Origin of the sequence: Croceibacterium ferulae, from assembly GCF_003660445.1 — a bacterium.
Lineage (GTDB): Bacteria > Pseudomonadota > Alphaproteobacteria > Sphingomonadales > Sphingomonadaceae > Croceibacterium > Croceibacterium ferulae.
Genome location: NZ_QZVQ01000010.1, coordinates 56,301 through 77,308 on the forward strand (window position 1 = coordinate 56,301; position 21,008 = coordinate 77,308).

22 protein-coding genes are annotated in these 21,008 nt (G+C 65.8%); 6 read left to right on the forward strand and 16 right to left on the reverse strand.

The genetic code is table 11. The features are described 5' to 3' along the window. Window positions 1-19 precede the first annotated feature (19 nt). The 3 genes from D5S08_RS12800 to D5S08_RS12810 are packed head-to-tail and all read left to right on the forward strand — an operon-like array spanning window position 20 to window position 3,005. A complete protein-coding gene (locus D5S08_RS12800; protein ID WP_121119170.1) occupies window positions 20-562 on the forward strand; it encodes a DOMON-like domain-containing protein in 543 nt (180 codons plus the stop codon). Further along, complete coding sequence (locus tag D5S08_RS12805; protein WP_121119172.1) at window positions 559-1,767, forward strand: exo-beta-N-acetylmuramidase NamZ family protein; 1,209 nt, start codon at window positions 559-561, stop codon at window positions 1,765-1,767. Before D5S08_RS12800 ends, D5S08_RS12805 begins: the two co-directional genes overlap by 4 nt. Continuing rightward, entirely contained in the window at window positions 1,767-3,005 is a 1,239-nt protein-coding gene (locus D5S08_RS12810) for a M24 family metallopeptidase (RefSeq protein ID WP_121119174.1), read from the forward strand. The genes D5S08_RS12805 and D5S08_RS12810 overlap by 1 nt, the downstream gene beginning before the upstream one ends. A 6-nt stretch (window positions 3,006-3,011) precedes the next feature. Here D5S08_RS12810 and D5S08_RS16720 read toward each other — a convergent pair whose 3' ends face one another. The 11 genes from D5S08_RS16720 to D5S08_RS12860 all read right to left on the reverse strand — a co-directional run bounded on the left by D5S08_RS16720 (window position 3,012) and on the right by D5S08_RS12860 (window position 13,058). Continuing rightward, window positions 3,012-3,176 (reverse strand): hypothetical protein, encoded by a 165-nt coding sequence (locus D5S08_RS16720; RefSeq protein ID WP_155522975.1) that lies wholly within the window; start codon window positions 3,174-3,176, stop codon window positions 3,012-3,014. 204 nt (window positions 3,177-3,380) lie between these two features. Continuing rightward, a complete protein-coding gene (locus D5S08_RS12815) occupies window positions 3,381-4,106 on the reverse strand; it encodes an RNA methyltransferase (RefSeq protein ID WP_121119444.1) in 726 nt (241 codons plus the stop codon). Between the two features lie 4 nt (window positions 4,107-4,110). Next, complete coding sequence (nrdR, locus tag D5S08_RS12820; RefSeq protein WP_121119176.1) at window positions 4,111-4,572, reverse strand: transcriptional regulator NrdR; 462 nt, start codon at window positions 4,570-4,572, stop codon at window positions 4,111-4,113. A 3-nt stretch (window positions 4,573-4,575) separates the two neighbouring features. Further along, a complete protein-coding gene (locus D5S08_RS12825) occupies window positions 4,576-4,803 on the reverse strand; it encodes a hypothetical protein (RefSeq protein ID WP_421757465.1) in 228 nt (75 codons plus the stop codon). A gap of 1 nt (window position 4,804) precedes the next feature. Next, window positions 4,805-6,136, reverse strand: a complete 1,332-nt coding sequence (gene glyA, locus D5S08_RS12830) for a serine hydroxymethyltransferase (protein WP_121119178.1) — start codon at window positions 6,134-6,136, stop codon at window positions 4,805-4,807. After that, window positions 6,133-6,585 carry a ribose 5-phosphate isomerase B gene (gene rpiB, locus D5S08_RS12835; protein ID WP_121119180.1) on the reverse strand — a complete coding sequence of 151 codons (453 nt, stop codon included), beginning with the start codon at window positions 6,583-6,585 and terminating at the stop codon, window positions 6,133-6,135. The genes glyA and rpiB overlap by 4 nt, the downstream gene beginning before the upstream one ends. 140 nt (window positions 6,586-6,725) lie before the next feature. Beyond that, window positions 6,726-7,067, reverse strand: coding sequence for a response regulator (locus D5S08_RS12840; RefSeq protein ID WP_121119182.1), 342 nt, complete (start codon window positions 7,065-7,067; stop codon window positions 6,726-6,728). Beyond that, the gene (locus tag D5S08_RS12845; protein ID WP_121119448.1) at window positions 7,064-8,533 is read right to left on the reverse strand and encodes a sensor histidine kinase; all 1,470 of its coding nucleotides are present in this window, start codon (window positions 8,531-8,533) and stop codon (window positions 7,064-7,066) included. The genes D5S08_RS12840 and D5S08_RS12845 overlap by 4 nt, the downstream gene beginning before the upstream one ends. Window positions 8,534-8,581: 48 nt before the next feature. Beyond that, on the reverse strand, window positions 8,582-10,621 hold the full coding sequence (rpoD, locus tag D5S08_RS12850) for an RNA polymerase sigma factor RpoD (RefSeq protein WP_121119184.1): 2,040 nt from the start codon (window positions 10,619-10,621) through the stop codon (window positions 8,582-8,584). Between the two features lie 8 nt (window positions 10,622-10,629). Continuing rightward, entirely contained in the window at window positions 10,630-12,573 is a 1,944-nt protein-coding gene (gene dnaG, locus D5S08_RS12855; protein WP_121119186.1) for a DNA primase, read from the reverse strand. Window positions 12,574-12,602: 29 nt separating this feature from the next. Beyond that, window positions 12,603-13,058: a GatB/YqeY domain-containing protein gene (locus D5S08_RS12860; RefSeq protein ID WP_121119188.1), complete on the reverse strand. Its 456-nt coding sequence runs from the start codon at window positions 13,056-13,058 to the stop codon at window positions 12,603-12,605. Window positions 13,059-13,217: 159 nt separating this feature from the next. Here D5S08_RS12860 and carA point away from each other — a divergent pair, with 159 nt between their 5' ends. The 3 genes from carA to greA all read left to right on the forward strand — a co-directional run bounded on the left by carA (window position 13,218) and on the right by greA (window position 18,374). Next, on the forward strand, window positions 13,218-14,378 hold the full coding sequence (carA, locus tag D5S08_RS12865) for a glutamine-hydrolyzing carbamoyl-phosphate synthase small subunit (protein ID WP_121119190.1): 1,161 nt from the start codon (window positions 13,218-13,220) through the stop codon (window positions 14,376-14,378). A gap of 72 nt (window positions 14,379-14,450) precedes the next feature. Next, window positions 14,451-17,801, forward strand: coding sequence for a carbamoyl-phosphate synthase large subunit (carB, locus tag D5S08_RS12870; protein ID WP_121119192.1), 3,351 nt, complete (start codon window positions 14,451-14,453; stop codon window positions 17,799-17,801). Between the two features lie 105 nt (window positions 17,802-17,906). Continuing rightward, window positions 17,907-18,374: a transcription elongation factor GreA gene (gene greA / locus D5S08_RS12875; RefSeq protein ID WP_121119194.1), complete on the forward strand. Its 468-nt coding sequence runs from the start codon at window positions 17,907-17,909 to the stop codon at window positions 18,372-18,374. A 392-nt stretch (window positions 18,375-18,766) separates the two neighbouring features. On the opposite strand, the gene D5S08_RS12880 is transcribed toward greA, so the two are convergent. The 5 genes from D5S08_RS12880 to D5S08_RS12900 form a co-directional block, all read right to left on the reverse strand. After that, window positions 18,767-18,994 (reverse strand): DUF4170 domain-containing protein, encoded by a 228-nt coding sequence (locus tag D5S08_RS12880; protein WP_121119196.1) that lies wholly within the window; start codon window positions 18,992-18,994, stop codon window positions 18,767-18,769. A gap of 97 nt (window positions 18,995-19,091) precedes the next feature. Then, window positions 19,092-19,595: a hypothetical protein gene (locus tag D5S08_RS12885; RefSeq protein ID WP_121119198.1), complete on the reverse strand. Its 504-nt coding sequence runs from the start codon at window positions 19,593-19,595 to the stop codon at window positions 19,092-19,094. A 59-nt stretch (window positions 19,596-19,654) separates the two neighbouring features. Then, on the reverse strand, window positions 19,655-19,957 hold the full coding sequence (locus tag D5S08_RS12890; protein WP_121119200.1) for a hypothetical protein: 303 nt from the start codon (window positions 19,955-19,957) through the stop codon (window positions 19,655-19,657). After that, the gene (locus tag D5S08_RS12895; RefSeq protein WP_241557392.1) at window positions 19,954-20,400 is read right to left on the reverse strand and encodes a hypothetical protein; all 447 of its coding nucleotides are present in this window, start codon (window positions 20,398-20,400) and stop codon (window positions 19,954-19,956) included. The genes D5S08_RS12890 and D5S08_RS12895 overlap by 4 nt, the downstream gene beginning before the upstream one ends. 7 nt (window positions 20,401-20,407) lie before the next feature. Beyond that, entirely contained in the window at window positions 20,408-20,968 is a 561-nt protein-coding gene (locus tag D5S08_RS12900) for a hypothetical protein (RefSeq protein ID WP_241557393.1), read from the reverse strand. Window positions 20,969-21,008: the final 40 nt, after the last annotated feature.

Below are 21,008 nucleotides of genomic sequence, written 5' to 3' on the forward strand. Positions count from 1 at the left end.
GTAGCACGCGAGGAGAATCATGCAAAGTTGGGAACTCCAGCCACACCCGGCAGCGCCGCCATCCACGGTGCGCGGAGTATCGGCCAGCGTGCTGGCGCCCGTCGATGGTTGGCTGCGCCTGCGCTGGAGGGTGGAGGGCGCGAACGGCCTGCTCGTGCCGCCCTTTGCTGGCAACGGGCGGGCGGACGGCCTGTGGCGCACCACCTGTTTTGAGCTGTTCGTGCAGCCGGTCGGGGGCGAGGCGTACACGGAGTTCAACTTCAGCCCGTCCGACCGATGGGCTGCCTACGATTTTACCGCCCGGCGGGAAGGATTGGCGGAGCGGGTGTTACACCGTGCTCCGGTTTGCACCCTGCGGCGCGGTGGTGATCGCGCGATCTTCGACGTGGCGCTGCCTATGGCGGCACTGCCGGCGGGTGAATGTGCCGCCGGGCTGACGGCGGTGATCGAGGAGACGGGCGGCGTCAAATCCTGGTGGGCGCTCGCGCATGGCGGCACGGCGCCCGACTTCCACGACCCGGCTTGCTTCACCGCATCGCTTGCGGCACCCACTGCGCCATGAATTTCGGCATAGACCGCCTGCTGGCGGACCCCGCGCTGCTCCGGCAGCTGAGCGGCCGGCGCGTCGCGCTGGTGGCGCATCCGGCCTCCGTGACGGCGGACCTGACCCACTCGCTGGACGCGCTGATCGCGGCGGGGGTCAACATCACTGCCGCCTTTGGTCCGCAACACGGGATCAAGGGCGACAAGCAGGACAACATGGTGGAGACTGCGGACGAGGTCGATGCGACCTACGGCATCCCGCTGTTCAGCCTGTATGGCGAGGTGCGTCGCCCCACGCCGGCGATGATGGACACGGCGGATGTGTTCCTGTTCGACCTGCAGGATCTGGGCTGCCGCATCTACACCTTCTGCACCACGCTGCTTTATCTGCTCGAAGCGGCGGCAGAGGCGGGGAAAAGCGTGTGGGTGCTGGATCGACCCAATCCCGCGGGGCGCCCGGTCGAAGGCACGCTGCTGGTGCCGGGCCATGAGAGCTTCGTGGGGGCAGGCCCGATGCCGATGCGCCACGGGCTGACCATGGGCGAGATGGGCCGCTGGTTCGTTGCTCGATACGATCTGAGCGTGGACTACCAAGTGGTTGAAATGGAGGGCTGGCGCCCTGGCGATGCTCCCGGCTTCGGCTGGCCGGAGGATCGGGTGTGGATCAATCCGAGCCCCAATGCCGCCACGCTGAACATGGCCCGCGCCTATGCCGGCACGGTCATGCTGGAAGGCGCCACCCTGAGCGAAGGCCGCGGCACCACCCGCGCGCTGGAGGTGTTGTTCGGCGCTCCCGATGTGGATGCCAGGGCGGTGCTGACGGAGATGCAGCGGCTCGCACCGGACTGGTTGCGGGGCTGTGCCCTGCGCGAGTGCTGGTTCACTCCGACCTTCCACAAGCATGCAGGTCTGTTGTGCAACGGTCTGTTTATTCACGCAGAAGGCATGTTCTACGATCATCAGCCCTTCCGTCCCTGGCGCCTGCAGGCACTGGCGTTCAAGGCAATCCGCTCACTCCATCCTGACTACGAATTGTGGCGCGACTTCCCTTATGAATATGAATTCGACCGCCTCGCCATCGACGTGATCAATGGCGGACCGGCTTTGCGTGACTGGGTCGATGATCCGGCGGCAGAGGCCGGCGATCTTGAGGCACTGGCGGGCGCGGACGAGGCTGCGTGGCGTGAAGAATGCCGACCTCTGCTGTTGTATGGGGCAGCCTGATGCGCCGGCGCAATTTCCTGGCCGGTAGTGCTGCCGGTATCGCTGCGTCCTTTGTGCCGGCCTTGGCACTGGCGCAGGATGTCCTGCCTGACCTTGCAGCCGGCGCTGTGCCGATCACCGTGGCGGAGCGGCAGGCGCGGGTGGCGCGGGCCGGCGAACTGATGCGCCAGCATGACATGGCGGCGGTGCTGGTGGAGGCGGGCACCAGCCTGCGCTACTTCACCGGCGTGCAATGGTGGCGCAGCGAACGGCTGACCGCCGCGGTGCTGACGCGGGACGGTGAGCTTGCCATCATCACGCCGTTTTTCGAAGAACCCAGCGTGCGCGAGACACTAGCGCTGCCAGCTGAACTGCTGACCTGGGACGAGGACGAGGATCCGACCGCGAAGCTCGGCAAGTGGCTCTCTGCACGTGGCCTGGGGCAGGGCCGGATCGGCATCGAGGAGACCGTCCGCCATTTCGCGGTGGACGGGCTGGCCGCCGCCCTGCCTGCGGCCACACTGGTCAGCGGCAATCCGGTCGTGCGTAGTTGCCGCATGATCAAGAGCGATGCCGAACTGGCGCTGATGCAGCGCGCGACCGACATAACCATGGCCGCCTACCGCCATGCCGCACCGCGCATCGAACGCGGCATGGCGCCTTCGGACATCGGGGCGCTTATCAACGGGGCGACCAAGGCGATGGGCGGCGCACCCGAATTCGCGCTGGTGCTGCTAGGTGAAGCGAGCGCCTATCCACACGGATCGGGCAAGCGGCAGGAGGTGCGCGACGGCGAGGTCATCCTGCTGGATTGCGGATGCAATGTGGAGGGATATCAGTCAGATATATCGCGCTCCTTTGTCTTTGGCGAGGCTGACGCGCGGCAGCGCCAGGTATGGCAGCAGATGCGGCAAGGACAGGATGTGGCCTTTGCCGCAGCCCAGCCGGGCGCAACCGCCGGCAGCGTGGACGAGGCTGTTCGTACCTTCTACGAAGGCCTGGGCTACGGCCCGGGCTACCGCCTGCCGGGCACCTCGCATCGCACCGGGCACGGCATCGGCCTGGACGGGCACGAACCCGTTCACCTTGTCCGCGGCGAACAGACCCGGCTGGCACCAGGCATGTGCTTTTCCAACGAACCGGGAATCTACATCCCCGAGCAGTTCGGTATCCGGCTGGAAGACTGTTTTTGGATGGAGGAATCCGGGCCACGCTGGTTCAGCACTCCAGCCCCATCCATCGACGATCCGTTCGGTTGAGCCCGATCAGCGCGCCGGTACGAACAGGTTGCGGCGCTGATTGACCTCCGGCACTCTCCTGAGTTCGCCGGTCCAGTGCATGACCAGCACCGGACAGCCGGCAATGCGGTGCTCCACTGCCTTGTAGAGCAGCGGCTCGTCCGGACTGCCGACATCTGGCTGTTCAGCCACCCCATCGTCAGCCGTCAGCCGTCAGCATCGGCAGGACCCGCGCGCAACGCCGTGGATCAGGGTCGAGGGGGCTTTCGGTTGCGAGGGCGGGACCGGCAGAGGTCAGGGCCAGAGCGATGATCGGCAAGGAACGCATGGCACCACTCCTTCGGCCCGCAGACTACGCTGCCCGCCGCCCGGAGCATGACGGGAACGCCGGGGCGCCTAGTCGCGTGGTTGCCGCCGCAAGGTTGAGAGGACACCACGCAGGGTGCGAACCTCCAGATGGTTCCAGCCCGGCTTGGTCAGGATGCTGCGCAGCGTCCGATGCGTGGCCACGTTGCGGCTGTCCGGCTGGTAATAGCCGCGCGTCTCCAGCATGGCCTCCAGTTGCGCCAGCATGCCCTCCAGTTCCTCCTGCGGAGCGGGGGGCAGCAGTTCCTCTGCGGTGGGCACGGCCAGCCTTTGCGTGCGTGACCATTCGTACGCCACCAGGATCACCGCCTGTGCCAGGTTGAGCGAAGCGAACTCGGGATTGATCGGCACGGTCAGGATGGCGCGGGCGAGCGCGACATCATCCGTCTCCAGCCCCGAACGTTCCGGGCCGAACAGGATCGCGCTGCGACCATTCGCCTGGGCAATTGCCAGGCCCGCTTCCTCCGGCGTAACCACCGGCTTGGTCACCTCGCGCTTGCGCACGGTGGTGGCATAGACATGCGCGCAGTCGGCCACGGCCTCGGCCGTGCTGGCATAGACCTGCGCGCCTTGCAGCACTCGGTCCGCCCCGGCGGCGGCGGGGCCGGCAGCGGGGTTGGGCCAGCCGTCACGCGGCTCCACCAGCCGCATTTCAGCGAGGCCGAAATTGAGCATGGCGCGGGCAGCCTTGCCGATATTCTCGCCCAGTTGCGGGCGCACCAGCACGATGACGGGCGGGGTGCCGACGGTTCTCATCGCTTCAGCGCGCACCCACGTCGCGCACGGTGCCGGCGAAATCCTCGAAATCCCGTGCCTCGTTGAAGTCGCGATACACGGAAGCGAAGCGGATGCAGGCGACCGCATCAAGTTCGCGCAGATTCTCCATCACCAGCTCGCCAATCCGGGCGGACGGAACCTCGGCCTCGCCCGAGATCTCCAGCTGCCGTTGGATGCCGGACACGAACTGCTCGATCCGCTCCTGCGGGACGGACCGCTTGCGGCAGGCGAGGGCGACGGATTGCTCGATCTTGGCACGATCGAACGGCTCACGCCGACCGCTGGCCTTGACCACCATCACCTCGCGCAACTGCACCCGTTCAAAGGTGGTGAAACGCGCCCCACACCCTTCGCACTGCCGCCGGCGGCGAATGGCTGTGTTGTCTTCGGAGGGGCGCGAATCCTTTACCTGGCTGTTGTCATGCGCACAGAACGGGCACCGCATCGATCAGGGGCGAAGCCGCTTGTAGAGCATGTAGCCGGCACCGGCGAGCAGGCCGACGGGCAGCGTCACGATCGGCAGCACGGCACCGGCAACGGCACCGACGGCCGCACCGGTCAGCACCGGCTTGGTGGACGGGTGCTTCATGCCGCCCTTCGCCATGCCCTTGATCTCGACCGTGGCCTCATCGATCAGGCTGCCGGACGGCTTCGGATCATTGTCGTACTGCATCATCTTATCTCCCGGGATAGACAGGGAACGCCTGGCACAATTCGGTGGCCTGCCGCCGCACGGCTTCCTCCACCTGCGCATCGCCTTCTTCGCCATTGCGCGAGAGGCCGGCGACCACGTCGGCGATCATACGGCCGACCTGCGCGAACTGTTCCGTGCCGAAGCCGCGAGTCGTGGCCGCCGGCGTGCCCAGGCGGATGCCGGAGGTGACGAAGGGCGAGCGCGCGTCGAACGGCACCGCATTCTTGTTGCACGTCAGGAAGGCGCGATCCAGCGCACGCTCCGCCGCCTTGCCGGTGACATCGGCCTGCGTCAGGTCGACCAGCACCAGATGGTTGTCCGTGCCGCCGGACACGCAGGGCAGGCCATGTTCCTGCAACGAAGCGGCAAGCGCGCGGGCATTGGCGACAACATTGGCGGCATAGGTGCGGAACTCGGGGCGCAGCGCCTCGCCGAAGGCGACCGCCTTGCCGGCGATGACATGCATCAGCGGCCCGCCCTGCATGCCGGGGAACACCGCCATGTTGAACTTCTTCAGCAGGTCCTCGTCATCGGTGAGGATGACGCCGGAACGCGGGCCACGCAGCGACTTGTGCGTGGTGGTGGTGACGACATGGGCATGCGGGAAGGGCGAGGGGTGCACCCCGCCAGCCACCAGGCCGGAGAAATGCGACATGTCCACCAGCAGCCAGGCGCCGATCTCGTCCGCAATCGCACGGAACTCGGCGAAATCCCAATGACGGGGATAGGCGGTGCCGCCCGCGATGATCAGCTTGGGCTTGTGCTCGCGCGCCAGGCTGCGGACCTGGTCCATGTCCAGCAGGCAATCCTCGCGCCGCACGCCATAAGGCACGGCGTTGAACCACTTGCCGCTCATGTTCACGGGGCTGCCATGCGTCAGGTGCCCGCCACTGGCGAGGTCCAGGCCCATGAAGGTGTCGCCGGGATTGAGCAGCGCCAGGAACACGGCCTGGTTCATCTGGCTGCCCGAATTGGGCTGCACATTGGCGAAGCGGCACCCGAACAGCCGCGTGACCCGCTCGATCGCCAGCCGCTCCACCTCGTCGGCATGCTCGCAACCGCCATAATAGCGCTTGCCGGGATAGCCTTCGGCATATTTGTTGGTGAAGACCGAACCGGTCGCCTCCAGCACTGCGGGGCTGGCGATGTTCTCGCTGGCGATCAGTTCGATCCGGTCACGCTGACGCTCCAGTTCGCGCCCGATGATCGCAGCAACGGCGGGATCGGCATCTTCCAGCGTGTCGTGCCAGAAGGTCTGCAACGCGTCGCCGGCAGCCGGGCGATCCATGGCGAGGGTAGGGGTGGTGGCGGTCATGCCTGCTCCTGGCTGATCGAGGGATGGGAAAGCATGTCTACGCGGCGCTGGTGGCGACCGGCTTCGAACTGTGTGCCGAGAAAGGCAGCGACGCAGGCCTTGGCCATTTCGGGCCCGATCAGCCGCGCACCCAGCGCGATTGCGTTCGCATCATTGTGCGAACGTGCGAAGCTGGCCGACAGCGGCTCGCTTACCTGGGCGCAGCGCACGGCAGGGTGGCGGTTCATGGCGATGGCGATGCCGATGCCCGATCCGCACAGCGCCACGCCATATTCCGCCGAACCATCCGCCAGGGCAGCCGCGAGACGGTATCCGTAATCCGGATAATCGACCGATCCGGCGCCTTGCGGGCCGAGATCCGTCACGTCGTGCCCCTGTTCGCGCAGCCATCTCACAAGGTCGGCCTTCAGATCGACAGCGGCATGGTCGGAAGCGAGCGCGATCTTCATGCCGGCGCCCTTAGCGGAACGCATGGCCGCTTGCCAGCAGCCGGCGCAAAAAAGCGGCAGCCGGCGTTGTTCTCGCGAGGGCGGCTGCCGGCGTGCTGGTGGCTCAGCGGCTGGTGGTGCGTCGCGCGTCGGGTTGCCCGTCAGGGAAAGGCTGCGAGGATCGCGTTGATGTTGTAAGGCTTGGTCACCGTCGGCACGTCGGCCAGATCGTCAGGGCGCGCCTGCATGCCATACCCGGTGGCGAAGATCACCGCGACACTTGCCCGCAGCAGTTCGCGCGCCAGCGGATAGCTTTCCTGCCCATGCAGGTTCACATCGAGGATCGCCGCATCGAAGATATGCTGGCGGGCAAGCCGCAGCCCTTCGGCCAGCGAACAGGCCAGCACGGCATCGGCACCTTCGTCGATCATCATGTCTTCCAGGGCAAAGCCGATAATCGGCTCGTCCTCCACCAGCAGCACCTTGTTGCCGGCGAGCTTCATGGGTGCAGGCTGGTGTTTGCAAACGCGGGGGCATCCGGATGGCCCAGCCTGGCCGCGATCATGCAAGTGAGTCCCGCCGGCGCGAAGTCCATCTGCACCTCGCCGCTGCCATCGGCCGACAGCCCGCGGCGGATCAGCCGCGTTCCGAAGCCGTTCGCCATTGCCGGAGTGACGGACGGCCCCTCGCGTTCCTGCCAGGTGAGGCTGAACTCGCGGTCTGCGTCGTCGCTGATGGACCAGGTGATGGCGACCCGCCCTTCATCATTGGATAGGGCACCATATTTCAGCGCATTGGTGCACAATTCGTGCACGATCATGGCGAGCGAAACCGCCATCTGCGGAGCAAGGGCAACGTCCGGCCCATTCAGCGTGAAGCGGGTGATGGCCTCGCCTGCGGTTGCCTCCGCCGATCGGCGGATCGTCTCCGCAACCAGTGTGCTGCCCCAATGGGCATCGGTCAGCAGCGAATGGGCCGCTGCCAACGCCTTCAGCCGCGCCTCGAAGATCGCCTGTGCCGAAGCAGCGCCAGGCACCGCGCGGAACGACTGACCCGCCAGCCCCTGCACGACTGCCAGCGTGTTCTTCACCCGGTGGTTGAGTTCGCCGATCAGCAGCGCCTGCCGCTCCTCATACTCGACTTCTTCCGTGACATCGTAGCCTTGGATTATGATGCCGCTGATGCGCTCGTTCGTGTCGCGTACTGGCTGGAAGATGAAATTCAGGAATAGCGCGGCGGCAGACTTGCCTGGGCTGCGCTGCAGAAGCACACGCATCCGCCGGCCGAAGAACGGCTTGCCCGACCGCCGCACCTGATCGAGCACGTCCCCAAAGCCCTGGTCCATGACCTCGGGCAAGGCTTCGCTGACCGGCTTCCCGATCAGGTCACTACGACCCACCAGTTCGCGGTAGGCGTTGTTGGCCATGGTGAACCGATGCTCCGGTCCATCCAGTAAGGCGACGAAGCCCGGAGCATGCGCGAAGAAGTCCAGCAACCGCCGGCTCTCGGCCGCCAGATCGCGGTTGCGATCCTGCACGGCATTGGCCCGGCGCATGAGCCCTGCCTCGTCACGGCCGCGGCGCAGATTGTGCAGCTCGGTCACGTCGACCGTATGCTGCAGGATGTACCGCAGAACCCCAGCCTGATCGGGCAGGGGCGTGTGCGTCGCGCTCCAGTACCGCGTCTCCATTGTGCGGTCGGGACGGCGGATGTCGTAGCGAATGATGGCGATCTCGTCCGCCTCGCCAGTCGCCAGCACCCGCTGCAGCGAACGTTCGAGCAGGCGGAAACCCTCGGACGCGGGGTCGGCGGGGAACGCCTCGAACATTTTGCAACCCAGGATCTCGTCCCGGCTGCGCGCAGTCACCCGCAGATAGGCGTCGTTCGCCCACACGATCGTCAGATCGAGATCGAGCACCACATAGGGGTTGGGCGAACGAGAAAACAGCGCCTGGAAATCGAGCGTCACCACAGGTCAGACAATCCGATCGCTCGCCAACAGCCGGGCATAGCCGGTTTACTGGTCCAGGAAGGAGCGCATCTTGCGGCTGCGGCTCGGGTGCTTGAGCTTCCTCAGCGCCTTGGCCTCGATCTGACGAATACGTTCGCGGGTGACCGAGAACTGCTGTCCGACCTCCTCCAGCGTGTGATCGGTGTTCATGCCGATGCCGAAACGCATGCGCAGCACGCGCTCCTCACGCGGGGTCAGGCTGGCGAGGACGCGGGTAACCGTTTCCTTCAGGTTGGCCTGGATCGCGGCATCCACCGGGATGATCGCGTTCTTGTCCTCGATGAAATCGCCCAGGTGGCTGTCCTCCTCGTCACCGATCGGCGTTTCGAGGGAGATCGGCTCCTTGGCGATCTTCATCACCTTGCGCACCTTCTCCAGCGGCATGGAGAGGCGCTCGGCCATCTCTTCCGGGGTCGGTTCGCGGCCCTGCTCGTGCAGGAACTGGCGGCTGGTGCGGACCAGCTTGTTGATCGTCTCGATCATGTGGACCGGGATGCGGATGGTCCGCGCCTGATCCGCGATGGAGCGGGTGATCGCCTGCCGGATCCACCAGGTGGCGTAGGTGCTGAACTTGTAGCCGCGGCGATACTCGAACTTGTCGACCGCCTTCATCAGGCCGATGTTGCCCTCCTGGATGAGATCCAGGAATTGCAGGCCGCGATTGGTGTACTTCTTGGCGATGGAAATTACGAGGCGCAGATTCGCCTCGACCATCTCCTTCTTGGCGATGCGCGCCTCACGCTCGCCCTTCTGCACCATGTTCACGATGCGGCGGAACTCGTTCAGGCTCATGCCCGTCTGCGCGGCGATGTCGGCGATCTCGGCGCGGATGCGCTCGACCGGATCTGCCTCGATCGTGGCGAAGGCCGCCCACTTCTTGTCCTTCTTCACCATGGTGGCGAGCCAGACATCGTCCAGCTCGTTGCCGAGATAGGCGTTCAGGAAGTCGAGACGCTTTACCTTGTGCCGTTCGGCCAAGCGCAGCATCTGCCCGCCCAGCGTGGTCAGCCGGCGGTTGAAGGCATACAGGTTGTCGACCAGGTATTCGATCTTGGTCGCGTGAAACTGGACCGATTCCACTTCGGCGGTCAGCTGCTCGCGCAGTTCTTCGTAGCGGCGTTCCTTGGCGGCGGGGTAATCGTTGCCGGCACCCAGCACGTCCACACGCTCGGCCTGCAGCTTCTCGAACGCGTTGAACAGGTCGGTGATGCGGGCGAAGCGTTCCAGCGCGTCAGGCTTCAGCGCGGCTTCCATCTGGGCAAGGGAAAGGGTGTTGTCCTCCTCTTCCTCTTCCTCACGACGGCGACCGGTGCCTTCACCATCCTCGTCCTCGTCAGCGCTGGCCTCTTCTTCCGGCTCTTCCTCTTCCTTGAAAGAGGGGCCGGCAGTTTCCTCGCTGATCTCGCCGTCGCCGTCTTCCTCGGCTTCCATGCGCTCGACCGGCGGTTCCTTGGACAGCATGGCATCGAGATCCAGGATCTCGCGCAGCTGCATCTCGCCATTGTTCAGCGCTTCGGACCACTGGATGATGGCGTGGAAGGTGATCGGGCTTTCGCACAGGCCCATGATCATCATGTCGCGACCGGCTTCGATCCGCTTGGCGATGGCGATCTCGCCCTCGCGGCTGAGCAGCTCCACCGCGCCCATCTCGCGCAGATACATGCGCACCGGATCATCGGTGCGTTCGGTGGTTTCCTTGCGCTTCTTCTCGGGGACGTTGGCGCTTGCAGCCTCGTCGGGCTCCGTGCCGTCCTCCTCGTCATCGGACGCGGCGGCATCTTCGGACCGGCGGTCGCCTTCCTCGTCTTCCTCGGCGGCGTCTTCGTCATTCTCGACGATGTTGACGCCCATCTCGCTGATCGCGGACATCACGTCCTCGATCTGGTCGGTGGACATCTGGTCTTCGGGCAGGGCCTCGTTCAGCTCGTCCACAGTGATGTAGCCGCGGCGCTTGGCCTTCGCGATCAGCTTCTTGATCGACGCCTCGTTGAGGTCGATCAGCGGTGCATCTTCCGCCGGGGCGGTGGTCGTGTCTTCCGACGCCATCTGCTCTTCTAACCTGTTTCCTGTGCGCCGGGCGACCGTTCGCCGGGCCCGGTGTCCACCTGTTCGTCGGCCGCTTCAACGGCACGTTTCCTGGCCATCTGCCCGAGTCGCACATCGAATGCCAGCTTTCGTTTGCGCAGCCTCTGCTGCTCGGCAAACGCGCCTTCCGGGTCGATGTCGAAGCGGGCCGTGACCGCGGCGATTGCGGCTTCGAGCGCCGGCCTTTCAGCCAGCAGCGCCACCGCCTCGGCCAGATCCTCACGCGCGCTGACCGGATCGGTACCTTCCTGAAGGAAGGAAAACGGAGCGTTGCCGGGCGGCGGCAGGATCGTGCCAGCGCCGGATATGGGGCCTGCGCCGCCTGCGTCAAGCAGGACAGGCGCCTCCGCGCCCCCGCCCGACATCTCGCCGAGGTGTAGCAGGGCATCGACCAGTGGCTTCAGCACTGGCTGGGCGGCCGCCACGCGCAGCAGCGCCTCCATGTGGCGCCCGATCTGGTCGGGATGACGCGCCAGCCCGGCGACCACCGCGCTGGTCAGCGGATCCTGCCGTGCATCGACCTCGTGACGCAGGCGTTCTGCAGTGCCCGGCAGCAGGGGTTGCAAGGCAGGCTTGCCGAATTGAAAGCGAATGCCGCCACCGCGAGGCTGCTGCTGGCGAGGTTGCCAGTCGCTCTTTTCCCGTTTGGGAAAGGCAAGGGCGGAGAACCGATCCAGCCATTCGCGGCGATACAGTGCAGCGATGTCCGGCTGGGCGATCGTCTCCACATGCGCGAGCAGCCGCGCCTTCAGGCCTGCCTTGTCCTCCGGCCCGGTCAGCGGCAGCGCGGCCTGTTCGTGATGCCACACCACCTCCAGCAGGCTGGTGGCCGCCGCCAGTACCCGGTCCAGCCCGGCGCGCCCTTCGCGGCGGAGCAGATCGTCAGGGTCGAGGCCGGCGGGCAGGGTGGCGAACTGCAGCGAATGGCCAGGGCGCAGCAGGGGCAGGGCGCGGGTGGCGGCGCGGATCGCGGCGCGCTGCCCGGCGGCATCGCCATCGAAACACAGCACCGGCTTGTCCGCCAGTCGCCACAGCAGCTCGATCTGCTGCTCGGTCACGGCGGTGCCCATCGGCGCCACGGCATCCTCGATACCTGCCGCCGCCAGCGCAATCACATCCATGTAGCCTTCGCATACGTGAACGGAGCCGGTCTGGCGGGAGGCGGCGCTGGCGCGGTGCAGGTTGTAGAGATTGCGACCCTTGTCGAACAATGGCGTGTCCGGCGAGTTCAGGTACTTCGGCGCGTCCTTCTTCTCCGCGTCCAGAATACGCCCGCCGAACGCAATGACGCGCCCGCGCGCATCCTGGATCGGCAGCATCAGCCGGTCGCGGAAACGGTCGTAATTCTCGCGCTGCTCCGCCTCGATCCGCAGGCCGGCTTCCACCAGCATCGCCTCATCGAACTGGCCAAGCGCGGCCTTCATGGCGTTACGATCAGGCGGGGCATAGCCGAAGCCGAAGCGCTCGATCGTGTGCCCGTCGATGCCGCGGCCCTTCAGATACTCGCGCGCTCGCGCGCCGCCGGGCCCTTGCAGGTTGGCGACGAACCAGTCCTGCGCCGCCTGCATCACCTCATGCAGTCCGCTGCGCTGTTCCGCAGCTTGCGCCGCACGCGGATCGGGGCGGGGTACTTCCAGACTGGCCTCGGCTGCCAGTTCCTGCACGGCATCCATGAAGGACAGGCCGCGCTGGTCGGTCATCCAGCGGATCGCATCGCCATGCGCGCCGCAGCCGAAGCAATGGTAGAACCCCTTCTCGTCACTGACGGTGAAGGAGGGGCTCTTTTCGTTGTGGAACGGGCAGCACGCCTTCCATTCACGCCCTGCACGGGTGAGCTTGGTCGTGCGCCCGATCACCGTCGACAGGGTGATGCGGGCGCGCAACTCGTCCAGCCATTGCGGGGTCAGGGCCATGGATGCAGTCTATGCCCCGAAGCGCCCGATCAGGCGAGCGAGTCCTTAACCCAGCCGCTGGTGCGGCCCAGATCGAGCACCGTGCCGTGCCGCGCCTTCAGCTCCGCCATAACGCGGCCCATGTCCTTCATGCCGGTGGCGCCCAGCTCCGTCTTGATGCCCTCGATCGCTGCGCGGGTCTCGGCCTCGTCCAGCTGGCGGGGCAGGAACTCCTCGATCACCACCAGCTCGCCCTGTTCCTGCGCGGCCAGCTCGTCGCGGCCGCCCTGCTGGAACATGGTGATCGATTCGCGGCGCTGCTTGGCCATCTTCTGCAGCACGTCGATCACCAGCGCGTCGTCATCCGCGGTCGGCTGCGTGGCGGTGCGCAGTTCGATGTCGCGGTCCTTCAGCTTGGCGCCGATCAGGCGCAGGGCGGCCGTTCGCGGCTTGTCGCCCGCCTTCATCGCCGCGATGGTTTCCTGCTTGATCTGGTCCCTCAGCATAACAATCTCTTCTTCGATGTTGGTGGCCTGTTGTCGCGTCCCATCCGCGATCGCAGGCCATCCGTCAAATGGGGTCACCCTTGACGGATGGGGAGGGCAGGTCTAGCCGCCGCCCCTTAGCAACATCGCTGGCAATCTTAACGAAACGGGAGCCCCCGAATGGCTTTTTCCGCATCCTCGACTGTGCCGCCAAAAGGCGCAACGGGGGCATTGGTGCTGGCAGACGGCACGGTGGTCTGGGGCAAGGGGTTCGGCCATGTGGGCCATGCCGTTGGCGAGGTGTGCTTCAACACGGCGATGACCGGGTACCAGGAGGTGATGACCGATCCCTCCTATGCCGCGCAGATCGTCACCTTCACCTTCCCGCATATCGGCAATGTCGGCACCAACGAGGAGGACTTCGAGTCCGAGGTCGAGAGCGCCGTCGGCTGCATCGTGCGCGAGGAGGTGACGCGCCAGTCCAGCTTCCGCTCCACCCGCGAATTCGACGAATGGATGGCCGGGCACCTGAAGATCGGCCTGTCGGGCATCGACACCCGCGCGCTGACCCGCCGCATCCGCACGGCCGGCGCGCCCAACGCGGTGATGGCCCATTCGCCGCATGGCGAGTTCGACATCCCCGCACTGCTGCAGCTGGCACAGGAATGGCCCGGGCTGGAGGGCATGGACCTGGCGAAGCGCGTCTCGCGCGAGAAGCACCATGGCTGGGAAGGCGGCCCGTGGGAGCTGGGCAAGGGCTTCGGCACCTCGCCCAAGGACGGTCCGCATGTCGTGGCAATCGATTATGGCAGCAAGGATAACATCTTCCGCAACCTGGCCCGCGCCGGCGCGCGGGTGACGGTGGTGCCGGCGGAAACGCCGGTGCGCGAAATCATGGCGATGCGCCCCGACGGCGTGTTCCTGAGCAACGGCCCGGGCGACCCCGCGGCGACCGGCGGCTATGCCGTGCCGGTGATCCGCGAATTGCTGGCGCTGGACATGCCGATCTTCGGCATCTGCCTGGGGCACCAGCTGCTGGGTCTGGCGGCAGGCGCGCAGACGGTGAAGATGCACCAGGGCCACCGCGGCGCCAACCACCCGGTCAAGCGGCTGGAGGATGGCGTGGTGGAGATCACCAGCATGAACCACGGCTTCGCAGTGGACAGCGCCACCCTGCCGGATGGCGTGGAGGAGACGCATGTCTCCCTGTTCGACGGATCGAATTGCGGGATCAGCATTCGGGGGAAGAAGGCGTTCGGGGTGCAGTATCACCCGGAGGCGAGCCCGGGGCCGCAGGATAGTTTCTACCTGTTCGAGCGGTTCGTGGGAATGTTGGGGTGACGACGGTCCGCTTCGAGTTCTGTCTCGGCCAAGTGCCGTTATTTCTGATTACAGCGATCCAGAAGGCGTAAGATGCCCAAACGCACTGACATCTCCTCCATCCTCGTCATTGGCGCTGGTCCGATCATCATCGGCCAGGCATGCGAATTCGACTATTCAGGCACGCAGGCGATCAAGGCGCTGCGCGAGGAGGGCTATCGCGTCGTCCTGGTGAACAGCAATCCGGCGACGATCATGACCGATCCGGATATGGCCGATGCCACCTATGTCGAACCGATCACCCCCGCGATGGTCGCCAAGATCATCGAGAAGGAGCGGCCCGATGCGGTGCTGCCCACGATGGGCGGGCAGACGGCGCTGAACTGCGCGCTGGCGCTGTTCGAGGACGGCACGCTGGAGAAGTACGGCGTGCAGATGATTGGCGCCGATGCCGACGCGATCGACAAGGCGGAGAACCGCCAGCGCTTCCGCGAGGCGATGGACCGGATCGGCCTGGGAAGCGCGCGCAGCGGCACCGCGCACACGCTGGACGAGGCGTTCGCCGTGCTGGAACGCACCGGACTGCCCTCCATCATCCGCCCCAGCTTCACGCTGGGCGGCACCGGCGGCGGCATCGCCTACAACAAGGCGGAGTTCGAGGCGATCGTGCGCAGCGGCCTGGATGCCAGCCCCACTACCGAGGTGCTGATCGAGGAATCGCTGCTCGGCTGGAAGGAGTACGAGATGGAGGTCGTGCGCGATCGCGCCGACAATGCCATCATCATCTGCTCCATCGAGAATGTCGATCCAATGGGCGTGCATACCGGCGATTCCATCACCGTCGCGCCGGCATTGACGCTGACCGACAAGGAATACCAGATCATGCGCAGCGCCAGCATCGCGGTGCTGCGCGAGATCGGCGTGGAGACGGGCGGCAGCAACGTGCAGTTCGCGGTCAATCCCAAGGATGGCCGCCTGATCGTGATCGAGATGAACCCGCGCGTGTCGCGATCCTCGGCACTCGCATCCAAGGCCACCGGCTTTCCCATCGCGCGCGTCGCGGCCAAGCTGGCGGTCGGCTATACGCTGGACGAGCTCACCAACGAGATCACCGGCGCCACGCCGGCCGCGTTCGAGCCGACGATCGACTATGTCGTCACCAAGATCCCGCGTTTTGCCTTCGAGAAGTTCAAGGGCGCGAGCAATGGCCTGTCCACGGCCATGAAGTCGGTCGGCGAGGTCATGGCGATCGGTCGCAACTTCAAGGAAAGCATGCAGAAGGCGCTGCGTGGGCTGGAGACAGGCCTCGACGGCTTCAGCCGCGTGCTGGAGCTGGAAGGCGCCGCGCGTGACGAGATCACCGCTGCGCTCAGCCGGGCGACGCCCGACCGGCTGTTGCAGGTCGGCCAGGCGTTCCGCGAAGGGTTCAGCGTGGAGGAGATCCACGCCATCACCCATTACGACAAGTGGTTCCTGCGCCAGATCGAGGAGATCATCTACGAGGAACAGATGATCGGGCAGGAAGGCCTGCCGAACGATGCCGAGGGGCTGCGCCGGCTGAAGGCGATGGGCTTCTCCGACAAGCGCCTAGCTACCCTGGCGGTGCGCTCGGTCGGCGTGGCGGGCGGCATGGCCGAGACGCAGGCGAAGCGCTCCGGCCTGCTACACGACACGCTGCGCGCCATGGCGGGCGCGACTAGCGAGGACGAGGTGCGTGCGCTGCGCCAGAAGCTGGGCGTGCTGCCCGTGTTCAAGCGCATCGATAGCTGCGCCGCCGAGTTCGAGGCGGTGACTCCCTACATGTACTCGACCTACGAGGCGCCGACTTTTGGCGAACCGGAGAACGAGGCCGCGCCCAGCAATCGGCGCAAGATCGTGATCCTGGGCGGCGGTCCGAACCGCATCGGGCAGGGGATCGAGTTTGACTATTGCTGCGTCCACGCCTGCTTCGCGCTGTCGGAAGCCGGCTATGAGACGATCATGGTCAACTGCAATCCGGAAACCGTCAGCACTGACTACGACACTTCCGACCGGCTGTATTTCGAGCCTCTGACGGCCGAGGACGTGCTGGAGATCCTGCGCGTGGAGCTGACCGCGGGCGAGCTGGTGGGCGTGATCGTGCAGTTCGGCGGACAGACCCCGCTGAAGCTGGCCGCCGCGCTGCAGGCTGCTGGTATTCCGATCCTGGGCACCAGCCCTGACTCGATCGACCTGGCGGAGGACCGGGAGCGGTTTGCGCTGCTGGTGAACAAGCTGAACCTGCTGCAGCCTGCAAATGGCCTCGCGCGGAGCCGGGACGAGGCAGTCGCTGCGGCGTCGCGCATCGGCTATCCGGTGCTGCTGCGCCCGTCATACGTGCTGGGCGGCCGGGCGATGGAGATCGTCGATTCGGAGGCGCAGCTGGATGACTATATCGCCACTGCGGTGAACGTGTCCGGCGACAGCCCGGTGCTGGTGGACCAGTATCTGCGCGACGCCATCGAATGCGACGTCGACGTGCTGTGCGATGGCGAGGATGTCGTGATCGCCGGCGTGATGCAGCATATCGAGGAGGCCGGCGTCCATTCGGGCGACAGCGCCTGCACCCTGCCGCCCTACAGCCTGTCGGCGGAGATCGTCGCGGAGCTGGAGCGCCAGGCGCGCGAACTGGCGCTGGCGCTGGGCGTGCGCGGGCTGATGAACGTGCAGTTCGCGGTGAAGGACGGCCTCGTCTATCTTATCGAGGTCAATCCGCGCGCCAGCCGTACCGTGCCCTTCGTTGCCAAGGCGATCGGCCAGCCGGTGGCGAAGATCGCCGCGCGGATCATGGCGGGCGAGAAGCTGGCCGACTTCCCGCCGATCAAGCGCGACCTGCCCTACATGGCGGTGAAGGAGGCGGTGTTCCCCTTCAGCCGCTTCCCCGGTTCCGATCCGGTGCTCTCGCCCGAGATGAAGAGCACGGGCGAGGTGATGGGTATCGATCGCGACTTCCCCACCGCCTTCCTGAAAAGCCAGCTGGGCGCGGGCAGCCCCCTGCCGATGGCAGGGCGGGTGTTCGTTTCCGTGAAGGACAGCGACAAGGCACTGATGCTGGAGCCTGTCCGGACGTTGGCCGACCTGGGCTTCGAGATCGTGGCAACCGGCGGCACGCAGACCTTCCTTGCGGAAAATGGCGTGACGGTGGAGCGGGTGAACAAGGTGGCCGAAGGACGCCGGCACATCGTGGACCGGATCGTGGATGGCGAGATCGACCTGATCTTCAACACCACAGAAGGCTGGCAGAGCCACAAGGACAGCCAGTCCATCCGCGCCAGCGCCATCGACCGGCGGGTGCCGTACTACACCACTGCGGCGGCCAGTGCGGCCGTGGTGCAGGCGATTGCGTCTGTCCGGGCAAGCGGCGGCGGCATCGGCTCGCCGGCCAGTGCGCTTGAAGTGCGCTCCCTGCAGGACTATTATGGCTGAACCGCGCGTTTTCCAGAAAACATAACGCCGTCAGTTCGCCCAATCGGGCGGGGGCGGCTCGCTGACCCTTCGGGCAGCCAAGAGACAGAAAGACAGGGACCGTCTATGGAAAGAGTGCCGATGCTGGCAGAGGGCTATGAAAAGCTCACCGCCGACCTCAAGGCCTTCCGGCAGGAACGCCCCCGCATCGTCGATGCAATCGAGGAGGCACGCGCGCACGGCGATCTGTCCGAAAATGCGGAGTATCATGCCGCAAAGGAACGGCAGGGCCAGGTCGAGGCGCAGATTTCCGACCTGGAGGACCGGGTCAGCCGTGCTCAGATCATTGATCCCGCTACCCTGTCCGGCAACCGGATCATCTTCGGCGCGACCGTGACCGTGCTGGACGAAAACGAGAAGCCGCAGCGCTACCAGATCGTCGGTCAGACCGAAGCGGATGCCAAGCAGGGCCGCATCTCCTATGAATCCCCGCTGGGTCGCGCGCTGATCGGCAAGCAGGTCGGCGAAGAGGTCGAGGTGACGGTTCCGAGTGGAGACCGCTTCTATCTGGTTCAGAAGATCGAGTTCATCTGACCTTCGCTCAGCATCATCGAAAGGCGAGCCGGCTCCTGTCCGGCTCGCTGAACTTGGCTGCCACTTGATGACGCGGCCCGGACGATCCGACTGACCGGCATGGCTCCGGTTGTCATGCAAGGGCGGCAACTCGCGGTGCGAGCACTCGCGATGCGAAGAGCTGGATGGTTCTGGCGGCCGCAGGCGTCCCGGATCGCGCGTGGGCGGGTTTCCCGCCGTGACTCTGCTGCGAGCATAATCGCAGTACCTGCGTAGCGGGTGTCGCCTCCGCGCAGCACCTACAGCGTCTGCGCCACTTTCATCGTCCTGGTGTTAATCCACGTATCACTGGCGACAAACGCCGGCCGCTGCGGCAGGGGGAGGGGCGGCGGCATGCGCGCCGCCCGACCTGATCAGGCGCCGGGCAGGTCCGGTTCGAGCAGACGATGCAGATGTACGATGACATACTTCATCTCGGCATCATCTACGGTCCGCTGGGCGTTGCTGCGCCATGCTTCCACCGCCTCGTCATAGCTGGGGAAGATACCCACGACGTGCACCGAGTGAGGATCGACGAACTCCAGGCCGGACGGATCCGTCACCCGTCCGCCCATTACCAGGTGCAGCAATTGCTTGCTCATGCGTCAGACCCTTCCTTGTTATGCCAAGTAAATGCGCCCCGCTCCTTACGGGGCAGGGCGCAAAGTGCAACAGATGCGGCAGACCTGCCGCGATGTGTCAGTGCTTGCGGTTGCTCATCGCACGGTCGATCAGGCGCAACGCATCCCGCTTGAACTCACGCGCACTGGCACCAGCCTCGTGCGTCAGATGGCCAGCCTCGCGTCGAGCCTTTCGGCTGACCACACTTATGCCATCCGCCACGTCGGCCGCGTGATCCGCGCCAGCCCGGCGTGCTTCGCCGGCAGCGGCCATGGCTTGTGCGAACCAGCTTGCGGCCAATTGGGATCCGATGGTCGCGGCAGTCCCGGTCTTCTCCGCCGCCACGCGCCCGGCTTTCCGGGTGGGCGAATTGCGGAACAGACCGCTCACCAGAACGCCCAGAGCCAGGCCGCCGGCGATCACCGCAACAGGGTGGTCCTTGGCAAAGCGGGTGAAGCCGTCCTTGGCTTCGATCGCGCGTTCTCCGGCACGATCCAGCAGCGTGGATTCTTCCCGCGCCCGCATGCGGGCTTCGCCGGCCGCAATCTGGTCCTTGATCTCGTTGTGCTTGACGACGTTCATCTACTTATCCTCTGCAATGCGGCGATGCTGATCTAACAATCGGGTGCGAATGGCTGTTCCTACCGGAACGTATCTTCCACCTTGTCCCGCAAGGAGCCCAGTGCCTCACAGATCGGCCCGCGCGCAAACCATGCGACCACACCGGCGCTGACGACGAAGAGCATCGTCTTGTGTTCACGGGCGGCGTTCAGTGCATCGTCGGCGGTATCCAGTGCGGCATCAGCCGCGCGGTCGGCGATGCGACCACCTGCGCCGCGCTGCGCCAGATCTTCCCGGATCAGAGCCACGTCAGCGTCGAACAGCCGCTTCGCCGCATCACGCAGCGCACGGTCTTCGGTGAGTTGCACGTCAATGGCGGTCACGGCTGCTCCCCCGATGAAAAGGCGCCGCTCAGCGCGGTCCAGTTCTGGCCTGCACGCTTGGCCAGGATGAATGCGACCAGCAGCAGGATGGCAACGACGATCAGAGTTGCCGCAAGCGGGCCAACAAGAGTGGCGAGGCTCATGATCGCGCCGACCGTCAGGCCGATCAGCGCCAGCACCGCCACGAATGCCGCCGCGATGCCGTAAATCGCCACCGATTTCAGCTTGGCCGTGGTGAAGCGCGCGCGGGTTTTCTGGAAGGCAAGCTCCGCCGACGCGTAAGTCTTTCCGTCCTGCCAGGCCGCTTCGATATCGCTCAGCAGAGACCGGTCCGGCATGTTATCCGAGTCGGCAGCATTGGCCGCAGCCGCACTGTCGCTGGTGGCGAGTGGCAGGCCGTCGTCCCGCATTGGCGGGACGACGGTGTCAGGCTGATGGGCCATGGTGCGCTTACTTGCGCAGGATGCGGGCGAACATGTAGCCAGCCGCGGCCGCCAGGCTGAGGGCGGTGGCAGGGCTGCTGCGCACGAACGCCTTGGCATCCTCGCCCAGCTCTTCCAGCGACTTCTCGTTCAGCCGGTCCGCGGTGCTTTCGATCCCGCGCGACGCGCTGCGGACGTAATCGCCGTACTTGACGCCCAGTTTCTCGTCCACGGTGCCGGCATTGTCGCTGATCAGGCGGCTCAGGCTGGTGAGAGCTTCGCTGGCCTTGGCCTTGCCGTCATAGGCGAGGTCGGTCGCCTTCACGGTTGCGTCATTCTTGTAGCTCTCGCCGCGCGTGCTCGCCTCGCTCTTGTAAGCGGACGCCCGCTCCTTGGCTTCCGCGCCCAGCGCGGCAGCGCCGGCCTTGGCTTCGTCCAGAGCGGCGGTGAAGCGGCTTTTGGCTTCGGCGGTGTGGCTGGCGCCCAGTTCCGGTGTCTGCGGAATGGTGGTGGCAGCGGGCGTGATCGGGGTGACGTCCGTGATCGGCTGCGTACCCGGCGTGGTCGTATTCCCAAAAGTATCGGCCATGCATGATCCCCTTCTTGACTTGCGGACGCGACAGGCGTCC